The following is a 13978-nucleotide window of genomic DNA, read 5'->3' on the forward strand; positions in this document are numbered from 1 at the left end:
GCTATAATAAAAGTATGACAAAACCCTATTTGTTGTAGTACAAATAGGGTTTTGTATGAAATAGAAATGTTGGTATTGCTCTTTTAAGACCAAACTATTCTATTTCACTAAAGCGGTGCTAACCGCTTTCTTGTTGAAAAGAAGGTGACCATATGGCAAAGGATAGTATAAAAGTTATAGCCAATAATAAAAAAGCTAGACATGATTACTTTATAGAGGAAACATATGAGGCAGGAATATCCCTATCAGGAACTGAAGTAAAGTCCATTAGACAGGGAAGGGTAAACCTAAAGGAAAGCTATGCTTCTATCAAGAATGCAGAAGTGCAAGTGCATCAAATGCACATCAGTCCTTATGAACAAGGCAATATTAACAATAAAGATCCCCTAAGAGTAAGAAAATTATTATTGCATAAATCAGAAATAAGAAAATTAATAGGATATACTCAACAACAGGGGTATGCACTTATTCCTTTAAGATTATATTTAAAAAGAGGATTGGTGAAGATGGAATTGGCTGTGGCCAAGGGGAAAAAATTATATGATAAAAGAGAAGATTTAGCTAAAAAAGATGCTCAAAGAGCTATGGAAAGAGCTTTTAAAGACCGAAATCAAAGTTAGAAGGATATTGACAAAAATAAAAAATAGTGATATACTGTATCTTCGAAAGAAAATTAAATATGGGGGCGTACTGGTTTCGACGGGGGTGTTGAAGCCAAAGTAGCGAGTAGTGGACTCCGGGGCCACTAAAAAACCTGGAAACTTAAAGTAAACGCTAAAAACGATAATTTAGCTTTAGCTGCTTAATTCAGCTAACGTTCTACCAATCATTCCCGCATGATTGGTTAGAGCGCCGACTTAGCGGGGACCTGCTTATTCAAAGCTTTGAGAATAAGTAGAATAGATGAAGCTAGCGTAGCCTAAATCCTGTCAGTTGGAGTTAGGTGAGGCGAATCTTAAAAAACTGACTGCACTCGGAGAAACTTTGGGGAATGTGCTTTCGGACAGGGGTTCGACTCCCCTCGCCTCCACCATATATTATAATGTAAATACATAGATCGTATTAGAGATATCTGATACGGTTTTTTTGATTTGGAAGGAGAAATCATGATAGAAGAAATTTTAAAGAATATATATGTTATAAAAATCCCATTACCTAACAATCCACTTAAAAATTTAAACAGCTACTATATTAAAGGAGAAGAAAGAAACCTTTTAGTGGATACAGGATTTAATTCAGAAGTATGTTATCAGGCAATGAAGGAAGGTCTTAAGAAATTAAAGGTGGATATGAACTCAACAGACATATTCTTAACACATATTCATTCAGACCATATAGGTCTTAGCTATAGGATAGCATCGAAAAATTCAAAAATCTATATCAGTGATATAGATAAAAAATATCTTGATGAATTCTTAAATAATCATTATTGGAATTATATGCTGAATAAGTTTAAAGGAAGCGGCTTTTCAATGGAAGAATTTGAACAAAACAGTAAATACAACCCTCTAACAGCATATCTTCCACCGAGAGAAATAAAGTACGAAACTATAGTAGATAATTTTACTATTGATTTGGGAAACTATACGTTAAGATCCATTATCACTCCAGGTCATACTCCTGGGCATATGTGTCTTTATGAAGAAAATGAAAAGTTGCTTTTTAGCGGAGATCATATATTGTTTGACATTTCCCCAAATATAGGAACTTGGAATAACTTTGAAAATCCACTTGGGAAGTATATTGAAAGTCTAGAAAAAATTAAAGATATGAACATAGAACATACATTTTCTGCTCATAGGAGCACAATTGGGAATCATAGGGAGAGAATTGAACAGCTTATTCAGCACCATAGGAAAAGACTAGAGGAGGCCTATAATGCAGTTTTGATAACGCCTGGCATTACAGCCTATGAGGTTGCTTCAAAGATGAAGTGGTCAATTCGATCTAAGAATTGGAACGATTTCCCCATAGTTCAAAAGTTTTTTGCCGTCAATGAGGCAGAATCTCACCTTGAATATCTTATTACAAGCGGCAAGATAAAAGCAGAGCTGGTTGATGGGAAGTATTTGTATTATGTAGTGTAGAGCAGGGCAAATACCGTATCAACAATCTATTATTTAATACCTTTAGAAACCATGGAGTATATGGGGATAGCCCACTCCTTTAAGGGGCATATCACCAATATATATAAGCCAATCTTTCTAAATTGGCTTATATGCTTTTAGCAAAAATGGGTTAATGCCAACAAATTAAAATCATTGGACTAAAATCAAGGGATTTATTTATTCAGTGGTAATGCCTATAAAATCTTGCAAAATTTCTTCGACAGATAATCATAACTTTGATAATATAATGAAAAGAAGAGGAGTGATGTTAATGGGATCAAGTCAAGGATTTAACCAAACAATCGAAACCGAAGAAGAACTTCGGAGCATTATAGGATTTCCTAGCCAATTAATAAGAAATAAGGTTATTACATATTTAGATGAACATTGTGTAAATTTTATTTCCAAATCACCGTTTTTGGTTATTTCAACAGCAGACGATGCTGGTTATTGCGATTCATCTCCAAAGGGGGATAACCCAGGGTTTGTTCTTGTCTTAGATGAAAAACATTTAATTATACCTGAAAGACCTGGAAATAAAAAAATTGATTCTATGCGTAATATCTTATCAAACCCCAGAATAGGCCTTCTTTTCATAATTCCCGGTATGGAAGAAACTCTGAGAGTGAATGGAAAGGCAGCTATAGTCAAAGATGAAGAACTACTTGAAAAAATGAAATTTAAAGGCAAGAAACCACTTTTAGGTATAGGAGTAGAAGTCGAAGAATGTTTCATCCATTGTGCTAAAGCTTTCAAACGTTCCAATCTATGGCAACCAAGTTTCTGGCCAGATAAAAAAACATTACCTTCGGCATCAGAAATCTTATCTGACCACTCGAAAATTCCAAACCAAGATGTTATGGATATTCTGGAGGACAGCTATACAAAGCGACTCTATTAAACTAAAGCGGAAGAAAAACAAGGAGCAGGCTTGGAAAGCATTTACTATACAAAAATACAAAAGATACGGGACATTAAAAAAACAATTAATCAAATTCATTTTTGATAAATTTTGTAGGTAAAACAAAGCATTAATGGAAAATCTTAGCCAAATGAGAATTATTTATTTGCATAAAAATGCAAATATTAGTATTTTTTTGATCTATAATTTAATCTTAAAAAAACAGCAATGATAAATGTTGCTGTTTTTTTAAGATTAAATTTGTAAAGGAAACTTGACAAAGAATAATTGAAAATGGTACTATATATGTAAAGGAAACTTGACTAAAGGAGATGGAAAAACTTGAACAATCTAGTTGAAAAATTAAGAAAAGATAAGGGATTGAACCAAGAAGAACTTTCTAAGGCACTTAAAGTATCCAGGCAGACCATCAGTGCGATAGAAAACGGAAAATATAATCCTTCACTAGATTTAGCTTTTACAATATCAGATTTTTTTGGATTAAAAATCGAGGAAATCTTCTTTCCCAATAAAGGAGGTAAAAAAAATGAAAAAAAATAACTTGTACATTGGATTGCTCTATATGGCATTGGGAGCCGTGTGTTTGGGGCTTGCATTAAATACTGTAAATTCACTTGGTAGTTTATTATTTGGGTTTTCAGGTGGAGGACTAATAAATGGCCTATATTTGATTTGGAGGTATTTCTACTGGACATCACCAAAACGAAAAGCTGTCTATGAAGCAAGACTAGAAGAAGAACAGATCAATCTCAAAGATGAATTCAAAGAAAGTTTGAGAAATCGATCAGGACGGATTGCATATATTATTACATTCTTAGTGATTGCCCTTTCGATTGTCATTTTTTCAATTATGGGTTCATTGGGAATACTAGATACAAAGATGCTTGTTCTTTATCTTTTTATTCTTTGGATTTTTATGTACATTATTGGTATTATTATATATCGGATTCTGATGAAAAAATATCAATAATATTTACCCATTATCTAGGATATCTAAAATCATGAGGAAGACAAATAAGAAGACGAAATATGTAGATGAAGTTATTCATAATGTTGAAAATAAGAAAAATATTCAAAAGTGATATCCAATCTTATATTGCAAAAAAGCGGCTAGGGCTGTTTTAAGAATATAGAAAAGATTCTAGTAAACAAGAGGAGCTTTTCTATATTTAAAAAAAGACATTTGTTTAAGAACAAATGTCTTTTTGACATAGTAAAACAAAAGTGATAATATAAATACATTGTCACTTTTTGAATATTAACATATAATACTATCCTAATTATATTATATATGTTTAAAAAGTCAATGTCAATAGATTTTAGAAAAATATTAATAAATTGTTCATTGAGGAGGGAAATTATGCATAAGAACGACGTTGAATGGGATGTGGAGAATGAAAGGCTTCGGGATGTACTTAAAGAAATAAAAAAACAGTTTGATGAAAAACGTAATATGAAAGAAAAATTTAAACAAGATACCATTGAAACCCAAAAGGAAATGTGGCAAAATGTAGGCGCGCTTTCTATAAGTAATGGACTTGATCAGATTGCAGAGTTTATGACCTTCACCGATATGATTAAAACCCAGAAAAGAAGTTATGAGTTTACAAGAAAACTTCAGGAAAAATACGAAAAAATGCTTTTATCACCCTATTTCGGAAGAATGGATTTTCTTGAAAATGGAGAATCAAGAGCTGAGAAGTATTATATTGGAATCTCAAATCTAATAAATGATCATTATGATTTCCTTGTATATGATTGGCGTGCACCGGTTTGTAGTATGTTTTATGATTATGAAATTGGAGAAGCAAATTATATATGCCCTGATGGGATTATTGATGGAAAACTTACGCTGAAAAGACAATACAAAATTAATAATGGAAAACTTGAGTATATGTTTGACAGCAATCTTAAGATAGACGATGAAATCCTTCAAGATATCTTAGGTAAGAGTACAGACAATAATAAGATGAAAACAATAATAACAACCATTCAAAGAGAGCAGAATAAAGTAATTCGTAATGAAAAATATAAAAATCTAATTGTTCAAGGGCCTGCAGGAAGCGGGAAAACCTCTATCGCCCTTCATAGAATTGCCTATCTTTTATATAAGCATCGGGATAAAATAACATCTAAAAATATAGTAATATTCTCACCGAATGAAATTTTCAATGATTATATTTCTAATGTATTGCCCCAGCTTGGTGAAGACAATATGAATCAGACAACATTTAAGGACTATATGCATAAGGTCTTAGGGAGTGAGCTTATAAAGGAAGACTACTGCGCAATGATGGAATATATTCTGACTTCAAAAGGAAATTTAGCTTATCAAAGCAGAATAGAGAATATAAAATATAAGTCTTCTATGGAGTTTATCGATGTATTAAAACAATATGTAGCCTATATTGAAAAAATGGACAAAAACTTTAAAGATATTATAGTTAGAGATAGGTTAGTCCTATCCTCTAAAGATTTACAAGCGCTATTTTTAAAAGATTATAGACAACTTCCCCTGAAAAGAAGGCTGCAAAAGATAAGAGCAAGAATTTTATTCCTTTTAGAGCCATATGAAAAACAGATGATCGAAGAACTTGCTAGTGAACTTGAGGACTCCGGATCTTATGTAGATCAAGTAGAAATTATGGAACGCAGTAAATCTATGATAAAAAATGAAATGGAAAATATATATCATGAAATCAGTAGGATGACAGAGTTTGATTTAGTAGATATGTATAAAAAACTTTTTGAGAAATTAGAATTTTTTATTGAAGATTCAAATACCGAATACTATAAGAAAATGGATAAAATAAAAAGCTATACTTTGGATAATCTGAATGCTGGAAGGCTTAATTATGAGGAACAACCTCCACTTTTGTATCTGAAAGGAGCCCTAGGAGATCTTCCTAAAACATCAGAAATAAAATATGTTATTATTGATGAGGCTCAGGACTATACACCTTTACAGTATGAAATTTTTTATCAGCTTTTTCAGCATGCAGATATAACTATACTGGGTGATCTTAACCAATCTATAAATCCCTTTATGAACTTAGGAAATTATCATAGTATATCCCAAATATTCCCCGAAAATAATACTTTGATAATTAATCTAACCAAAAGCTATAGATCTACAATGGAAATTACTCAGTTTTCAAGGAAGTTGCTTAACAAGAAAATTTCAGATGAATATGTAGAAAGAAGTGGAGAGGAGCCATTAATCCTTGGGTTCTCCACAGAAGGAAATATCAAAGAAAGAATTATTGAGGACATAAAATTATACAAGGAGAAAGGATACAAATCTATTGGAATTATAACAAGAACGGCAAAGGAAGCAGAGGAGGTATATAGGTCGTTAAAAGATAAAATCCATGTTAAAGCTATAATGAGGGATGACGATGAATATGTAAGTGATACCCTTGTAATTCCATCCTATCTTGCTAAAGGATTAGAGTTTGATGTAGTACTTATTTATAATGCAGGGAATGAAAACTACTGCTGCGAAGAGGACAGACTGCTGCTTTATACTGCTTGTACAAGAGCCCTTCATGTTTTATGCATATACTATTCGGGCAAGATTACACCATTGCTGGAGGAAAGTTAGCAAATTAAAACCAATGGAGTAAAACCAAAGGATTCATTGAATTTTAAGACCCCACCTTTCATAAGGTGGGGTTTTCAATATTTTTGCTTTAGCTGGGCTAGTTCCCCTATTCGGTGGAAATATCTATAAATTTCCCTAAAACTTTTTCGACAGATAAACCTAATTTTGATAAAATAATCATAGCAAAATGAAATTATTGAGGAGAAAAAGTTTAAGAAGTGAAAACTTCTTTACCTAGGATGGGAGAGAAAATGTCGTGAATAGAGTAGATGAATTCATTAGGATATATAATGAACTAGATAGAGAGATGAGAAAGAAATTAAACGCAGACACACGAATGTCCCATATGAAAGCATTGAATATATTAGCGAACAAAAATGATCTAATCTCTAGAAATATAGATACACTAAAACAATATGCTAGATTAAGAAATTGTATAATTCATGACACCATTTCTGAAACCGCAGATCCAATAGCAGTTCCACTGCCAGAAGTGGTTGAAAAATATCAAATGATTCTAAACAGATTTAAAAATCCTCTAACTGTTTTTGATCTATGTACCCATAGATCAAAAATGCTTGTGGCTTCACCCAATAGCCTAGCCGTGGATATTATGCAATCTATGGAGAAATTACTGATATCTAGAGTGCCTATTTTAGAGGGTGAGAATGTTATAGGAGTATTTAATGGAAATGTACTGGTATATTATTTAGCAAGTACAGAAAAATGTTTGATCTCTGAGAATACCATGATGAATGATTTTGTTGAATTTACGAAATTAGATGGACAACGAAAAGAAGAATACTATTTTGTGAATAAATTCTTAAATGTTTATGATGCAGAAAAACATTTCAAACAGAAAAATAAAGATAATCATAAATTAGTGGCCCTATTTATTACTTCTGACGGAACCAGCCAGGGTAAACTTCTTGGCATGCTAACAGAGTGGGATTTATTCAATAAAATAAACTAGTTAACAATAACTAATATTTACCACTAATGTAAAAATATCTTAATTAATTTTAGGATATCGCTCTTTTATTTTTCTTAATTTGATGACCTTTAGGGAATAAATCCTATGATTAATTTATGTTGTTAATAATATACAATATAACTCTGGTAATTTTGTTAAACAATCACATACAATACTTTGATTAATTTCCTTGATTTTCTATTTCTTTAATAATATAATCAATAGCGTTGGTGTAAATTAATAAACTAGGCAAGAAGAGGGTAAGGATATAAGGAGAGGATCAAAATGGGCGATAAAAATTTGATAATTGCTATTGAGGATAAACGACATATATTAAATAAAATGGTAAGTAATGAAGTGGCTTTGACTAAGGACATGATTGTTCATGTAAGTCAAGAATTGGATAAGCTGATAAAAGAATACTACACTAAATATAATTAGAGAGCTATAGACGGCTCTTTTTTTGTTGTAGAATATAGAAAAAGTATTGATGATTAAATCCTATGGAAAAGACAAATAATAAAAAGAAGCAGTCAAAACAAAAAATCTATGGGAGGAATAGTCATGAATAATATTGTAGTATATACTACACCTACTTGACCATGGGCCCACAAGGTAAAGGATTACCTAAACCAAAAAAATATTACTTTTCAGGAAAAGGACTTATCCAAGGATCAGGATGCTGCTTTAGAAATGGTACAAAAATCTGGGCAAAGAGATGTGCCGGTAATAGATATTAATGGAAATATATTAGTAGGATACAACCCCGATGAAATAGACGTAATATTATCAATACAAAACCAATAATAGAAATAAAAAGATCAGAAAAGTTTCTGATCTTTTTATTTGATAAAAAACCTGTAGTCATAGCAGTTCATGCTGAAATCAGTGAAGCCTTTTTATGCTATAGAAGAGTCTTTTTAAAACAAGTTTTTCCCTCTTCTATGGATTCTTCAAAACCCATTTTGACAAAATATTTATCATGCTCTTTATTTGTCGAAAAGCTTATTAATTCAGAGTAGCCTTCATGAAGAAAATAATCTTTCATATTTGTATAAATATAGGCACCTATCTTTAAATCTCTATATTCTGGTATAACAAAATCTAAGGCTACTTCTAGGGTCGTTTCATTATAGCGAGTTCCTAAAAAAATCCCTGTTGGGATCATATTCCGCAAAGTAAAAAAACTGACATCAAATTTATCTGTCTGAACAAATTTCTGGTTTGTATATTTCTCAATATCTATTTTATAAAAATCTAAAAAATAATGATAATACTGGCGGTTGTCCTCTAGAGGAAGGATTTTAAAATCTTCCCTGGTAAAATAGATCCTTCGGAGATAATATATATTAATACAGACAGTGAAAAAATTCATTATTGCTACTGGAAAGGATCCAATGAGAAAGCCGTATAAAGAAAAAAGTCCGGAACCTATTAAGTTTATCCATCTTAGTCTTATTATAGAAGTCATCAATAAAGATACTAAAACCAAAAAAGAAGCTAAGTACCCTATCCATTCTAGCCAATTTATAGTCATTATACATCTCCTCCAAATTTTTATTTTTGTACCATTATATGACAATTGTAAATCAATAGGGTCTAAATAGTCAAATTATTCATAAATCCTTGGCTATAAAAATATTGATCCCTTCTGAAAAGTTTGATACAGTAAAAGAGTTGTAGGTTGTAGACTGTAGACTGATCCAGATTAATGATATAAACCATCAGATAGATGAGGTGATAAAAATGAAGGATATAACAGGAGAAGGGTGTGAAGTGCTAGTCCCCTTTAGTGAAAGAAAACCCCTTGAGGAGATTGAAAAAAGTATTATAAAAAAATATAGAAAGCATATTTGGTCAAAGTTTACCAAAGCTTTAAAAGAATATAATTTAGTTGAAGAGGGAGATAAAATAGCCGTTGCTATTTCAGGAGGGAAAGATAGTATGCTAATGGCTAAATTATTTCAAGAATTAAAAAAACACAATCATCAAGCTAATTTTGAGTTGGAATTTATTGTCATGGATCCAGGTTATCATCCAGACATAAAAAAGCTGCTAATCGATAATTGCGACTACTTGAATATCCCTATAAAGATTTTTGAATCCGGTATTTTTGGAATTATCAATGATATTGCTAAGGATTATCCTTGCTTTATGTGTGCCAAGATGAGAAGGGGAGCCTTGTATAATAAAGCGCAAGAACTAGGATGCAATAAGTTGGCTCTTGGTCATCATTTTAATGATGTCATAGAGACTACTCTACTTAATATCCTTTATACTGGTAATGTTAAAACTATGTTACCTAAATTAAAATCCACAAACTTTGAGGGACTTGAATTAATCAGACCTCTTTACTTTATGGAGGAGACTTATATAGAAAAATTTACACAAAACAATGGTATTTGGCCCCTTAATTGTGCATGCATGGTAGCTGCTAAGAGAACAGGCAATAAAAGATATGAAATAAAAAAACTAATAGAGGATTTAAAGATAAATATTAAAGATGTGGATAAATCCATTTTTAACGCTGCAAGGAATGTCAATATGGACGCTATATTGGGATGGAAAAAAGATGGTGAAAAACATTCCTATCTAGATTTCTATGAATAAAATATCAATGCCTAGAAGATTTTCTCACAAGAATCTTCTAGGCATATTTTTTTATCGACAATTATCCTATCTTGACAAAAGATACTATAAAGAATATTATCTATATAGTATAGATAATATTCTTTATAGATATTTGAAGGGATGATAGGAATGAAAGTAGTAAAATTTAAAAATGAAATATGGGATCTACTTCGCTGTGTAAATGAAAACATGGAGTCTGTTTTTCGTCCTATTGGAGAGCATTATGGACTAACCATTATGCAGACCCGCATTCTGATTGAAATCAATCAGGATGAGGAACATACTGTGGGTACTTTAGGAAACACTTTTGGATTAACAAGCGGAAATGCCTCCTCCATGTGTAAAAAATTAGAAAAAATGGGGTTTTTACAAAGGATTCGTAGTGAAAAGGATGAACGTAGGGTAAAGTTGGTTCTTACTCAGTTAGGGGAAAGTACCATTTCAAATATAGACAGAGAATTGCAGGGAAAATACCAACCAATTTTAGAAACAAAAAATCAAGATGATTTTGAAGCTATTATTTATGGATTAAAACAATTGACATCCATTTTAGAGGAAATGAAGAAGCTAAATCAATGAGAGGTGACCAAGATGAAAGAGCAAAAACATCCCAAGAAATCTATAATCTTTTCCTATGCTATAGCTTTATTGGTTATTATATTTTTTAATACACTAATAGTACCTACCTTTTTACAACAGCAAGTTAAAGAAGTTGATTATGGAACATTTTTAAAACAGGTAGAAGAAGGAAAAGTAAGTGAAGTAGAGATTGAGAAAGATAAGATTGGTTTTACCGTAAAGAACAAGGATAAAACAGAACAAATTTATATCACTGGGTTAATGGAAGATCCGGAGTTGGTCAATAAATTATATGCAGAGGGAGTGAAATTTTCTAAGGTCATTCCAAAGGAAAACTCTCCTTTAACGAACTTTATTTTGTCATGGATACTATTGCCAGCCATATTCATAGGATTGGGACAGCTCCTGATAAAACAAATGCAAAAGCGTATGCTTGGCGGTGGAAATGCCATGACCTTTGGAAAGAGCAATGCCAAAATATATGTACAAGCCGAAACAGGAAAAACCTTTAAGGATGTAGCAGGGCAAGACGAGGCAAAAGAAGCCTTAACAGAAATTGTAGACTTTTTGCATAGTCCTGAAAAGTATACCGAAATAGGAGCCATACTGCCTAAAGGAGCATTACTTGTAGGACCCCCTGGTACAGGAAAAACTTTATTAGCCCGTGCAGTTGCCGGTGAAGCCAATGTACCCTTCTTTTCCATTTCTGGTTCTGAATTTGTAGAGATGTTTGTGGGAATGGGTGCTGCCAAGGTCAGAGATTTATTTAAACAGGCTAACGAAAAAGCCCCTTGTATCGTTTTTATTGATGAGATTGATACCATAGGGAAAAAACGTGACAATGCAGGCTTTGGGGGCAATGATGAAAGAGAACAAACCTTAAACCAACTTCTTACTGAAATGGATGGGTTTGATGGGAAAAAAGGAGTTGTTATTTTGGCGGCCACTAACCGCCCTGAGTCACTAGATAAGGCTTTATTACGTCCAGGGCGTTTTGATAGACGTATCCCTGTAGAATTACCTGATCTTGCAGGAAGGGAGGCCATCTTAAAAGTCCATGCTAAGGATATAAAAATGAAACCTGATATAGATTTTAATATCATTGCGCGGGCAACTTCTGGTGCATCAGGAGCAGATCTTGCCAATATTGTTAATGAAGGTGCACTTCGGGCTGTAAGGCAGAGAAGAAATTTAGTATCCCAAGAGGATTTAGAAGAATCTGTAGAAGTTGTTATTGCAGGATATCAACGTAAAGGCAAAGTAATTTCGCCAAAGGAAAAAGAAATCATAGCCTATCATGAAATAGGACATGCTTTAGTTGCAGCAAAGCAAACAGACTCTGCCCCCGTTCACAAGATTACCATTATACCTCGTACTTCTGGAGCTTTAGGCTATACTATGCAGGTGGAAGAAGGAGAAAACACCCTAATGAGTAAGGAACAAGCCTTTAATAAGATTGCTACCCTTACTGGTGGTCGTGCAGCAGAGGAATTAATATTTGGTACTTCCACATCGGGTGCTTCCAATGACATTGAACAAGCCACAAAGATTGCCCGGGCAATGGTTACTCGATTAGGAATGAGTAAAAACTTTGATATGATGGCTTTAGAAACGGTAACCAATCAATATTTAGGTGGAGATACCTCCCTAGCATGTTCTTCAGAAACCGCTACTAAAATTGATCAAGAGGTACTAGAAATTATTAAAAAAGCTCATGAAAAGGCCATAGATATCTTAAAATCAAATCAAGATAAAATGCATCAACTAGCCAGATATCTATTAGAAAAAGAAACCATTACCGGTGAAGAGTTTATGGAGATTATTAATCAGTAAAAATAGGATATGAAGGATGATTAAAGGGAACAGCCTATAGGCTGTTCTCTTTAATTGTGGTGTACCATTAACATAGCATGTGGTTATAGGATTTTGCATTTGGATAACATAGAAATTTAAAACAGTATTGTTGACAAAGAAACAATAACTGGTTATAATGTTTCCAAGGATACAATTAAGGAGGAGGTTATGAATATTCGAATTCTTGAGCTATTAGCTGAACATCTTGAAAAACAAGACTTATTATCTAAATTAATAGAGAAAGAATTTTTACATGGCTATGGATATTCTGAAATACATTGCATTGATGCAATCGGTGTATTAGATACCCCAAATGTCACCAATATTGCTAATCATTTAAAGATGACCCGAGGAGCGATTAGTAAGATTACTAAAAAACAAATAATGGCAGGATTGATTGAAAGCTATTCTTTAGAAGATAACAAAAAAGAAATTTATTTCAAATTAACAAGGGATGGGCAAAAATTATTTGATGAACACAAACAACGTCATGAAATATGGAGGAAACGGGATTCTGCTTTTTTGAACCAATATCCCGAGAATAAACTTGCTGAAATTTGTACATTTCTTGAGGAATTTAATGAGTATTTAGGAGAACAGATAGAATTCATATCAAAGGAAAAGAGGTGAAAAAATGTTTATTGATTTGACGGTTTTAGTGACGCCCAAAATGATTGTAGACGCCCAAGGAAATGAAAAGAAAGCTTTAGTAGGTCATTTAGGAACCCATTTTGATGTAATGGACAAAGAATTCCCCTTAGAATACATTGAGCGAAAGGCCATCGCATTCGATGTAAGTACAATTGTAGATAGGGATATTGAAATATCGGATATTGATATTTTAAAGGTGAAAAAAGATATGTTTGTAGCTTTTCATACTGGATTTATTGAGCGAGAAGGATATGGGGGAAAAGGATATTTTCAAGGACATCCTCAGCTTTCAGAGGATTTAATTGAAAAGCTACTAGAATTAAAAATTTCTATTATTGGAATTGATTGTGCTGGAATTAGACGAGGTGCGGAACATACACCAAAAGACCAATATTGTGCAGATAAAAATGTTTTTGTTGTTGAAAATATTTGTAATTTGAAGGCATTAGGTTTGGAAACTGGGAGTAAGGAGTTCATTGCCAATACTTATCCTATTAAATATGCACAGACAACAGGATTGCCTTGTCGGGTGGTGGCAAAACTCTAAGAAATAATTGTATGCAATACAAAGAAAAAAGCTTCATGTCGTCTTAAAATAGAGAGTATTTTATATACATAAAAAAGAAGGGCAATCTTCCAAAATGGAAGATTGCCCT

The 13978-nt window shown here is 32.6% G+C and carries 14 protein-coding genes, 1 other RNA gene and 1 pseudogene; 15 read left to right on the plus strand and 1 reads right to left on the minus strand.

Annotation, left to right across the window (positions count from 1 at the left end):
* Nucleotides 1-152: 152 nt before the first annotated feature.
* The 10 genes and pseudogenes from smpB to NSA47_RS01320 form a co-directional block, all read left to right on the plus strand.
* On the plus strand, nt 153-620 hold the full coding sequence (gene smpB, locus NSA47_RS01275; RefSeq protein WP_257529027.1) for an SsrA-binding protein SmpB: 468 nt from the start codon (nt 153-155) through the stop codon (nt 618-620).
* A 61-nt stretch (nt 621-681) separates the two neighbouring features.
* Nucleotides 682-1033, plus strand: a transfer-messenger RNA (tmRNA) gene (ssrA, locus tag NSA47_RS01280).
* Between the two features lie 73 nt (nt 1034-1106).
* Nucleotides 1107-2087, plus strand: a complete 981-nt coding sequence (locus NSA47_RS01285) for an MBL fold metallo-hydrolase (protein WP_257529028.1) — start codon at nt 1107-1109, stop codon at nt 2085-2087.
* Between the two features lie 292 nt (nt 2088-2379).
* Entirely contained in the window at nt 2380-3009 is a 630-nt protein-coding gene (locus tag NSA47_RS01290) for a pyridoxamine 5'-phosphate oxidase family protein (RefSeq protein ID WP_257529029.1), read from the plus strand.
* 342 nt (nt 3010-3351) lie between these two features.
* Entirely contained in the window at nt 3352-3570 is a 219-nt protein-coding gene (locus tag NSA47_RS01295) for a helix-turn-helix transcriptional regulator (protein ID WP_257529030.1), read from the plus strand.
* A complete protein-coding gene (locus NSA47_RS01300; protein ID WP_257529031.1) occupies nt 3557-4000 on the plus strand; it encodes a hypothetical protein in 444 nt (147 codons plus the stop codon). The genes NSA47_RS01295 and NSA47_RS01300 overlap by 14 nt, the downstream gene beginning before the upstream one ends.
* 390 nt (nt 4001-4390) lie before the next feature.
* Nucleotides 4391-6634, plus strand: coding sequence for an RNA polymerase recycling motor HelD (gene helD, locus NSA47_RS01305; protein WP_257529032.1), 2244 nt, complete (start codon nt 4391-4393; stop codon nt 6632-6634).
* A gap of 256 nt (nt 6635-6890) precedes the next feature.
* Complete coding sequence (locus NSA47_RS01310) at nt 6891-7607, plus strand: hypothetical protein (protein WP_257529033.1); 717 nt, start codon at nt 6891-6893, stop codon at nt 7605-7607.
* Nucleotides 7608-7892: 285 nt separating this feature from the next.
* Nucleotides 7893-8048 (plus strand): aspartyl-phosphate phosphatase Spo0E family protein, encoded by a 156-nt coding sequence (locus NSA47_RS01315; protein ID WP_257529034.1) that lies wholly within the window; start codon nt 7893-7895, stop codon nt 8046-8048.
* A 171-nt stretch (nt 8049-8219) separates the two neighbouring features.
* Nucleotides 8220-8414, plus strand: a pseudogene (locus NSA47_RS01320) (glutaredoxin family protein); the annotation flags it as partial.
* 97 nt (nt 8415-8511) lie between these two features.
* Here NSA47_RS01320 and NSA47_RS01325 read toward each other — a convergent pair.
* Nucleotides 8512-9144 carry a YgjV family protein gene (locus NSA47_RS01325; protein ID WP_257529038.1) on the minus strand — a complete coding sequence of 211 codons (633 nt, stop codon included), beginning with the start codon at nt 9142-9144 and terminating at the stop codon, nt 8512-8514.
* 209 nt (nt 9145-9353) lie between these two features.
* On the opposite strand from NSA47_RS01325, the gene NSA47_RS01330 reads away from it, so the two are divergent.
* The 5 genes from NSA47_RS01330 (at nt 9354) to NSA47_RS01350 (ending at nt 13869) form a co-directional block, all read left to right on the plus strand.
* Nucleotides 9354-10217: a tRNA 2-thiocytidine biosynthesis TtcA family protein gene (locus NSA47_RS01330; protein WP_257529039.1), complete on the plus strand. Its 864-nt coding sequence runs from the start codon at nt 9354-9356 to the stop codon at nt 10215-10217.
* A gap of 150 nt (nt 10218-10367) precedes the next feature.
* A complete protein-coding gene (locus NSA47_RS01335) occupies nt 10368-10817 on the plus strand; it encodes a MarR family winged helix-turn-helix transcriptional regulator (protein ID WP_257529040.1) in 450 nt (149 codons plus the stop codon).
* A gap of 12 nt (nt 10818-10829) precedes the next feature.
* The gene (gene ftsH / locus NSA47_RS01340; protein WP_257529041.1) at nt 10830-12650 is read left to right on the plus strand and encodes an ATP-dependent zinc metalloprotease FtsH; all 1821 of its coding nucleotides are present in this window, start codon (nt 10830-10832) and stop codon (nt 12648-12650) included.
* Between the two features lie 189 nt (nt 12651-12839).
* Nucleotides 12840-13301 carry a MarR family transcriptional regulator gene (locus NSA47_RS01345; protein ID WP_257529042.1) on the plus strand — a complete coding sequence of 154 codons (462 nt, stop codon included), beginning with the start codon at nt 12840-12842 and terminating at the stop codon, nt 13299-13301.
* Nucleotides 13302-13305: 4 nt separating this feature from the next.
* Complete coding sequence (locus NSA47_RS01350) at nt 13306-13869, plus strand: cyclase family protein (RefSeq protein ID WP_257529044.1); 564 nt, start codon at nt 13306-13308, stop codon at nt 13867-13869.
* The last annotated feature ends 109 nt before the right edge of the window (nt 13870-13978 follow it).

The organism is Irregularibacter muris (assembly GCF_024622505.1).
Taxonomy (GTDB): Bacteria; Bacillota; Clostridia; order Eubacteriales; family Garciellaceae; genus Irregularibacter; species Irregularibacter muris.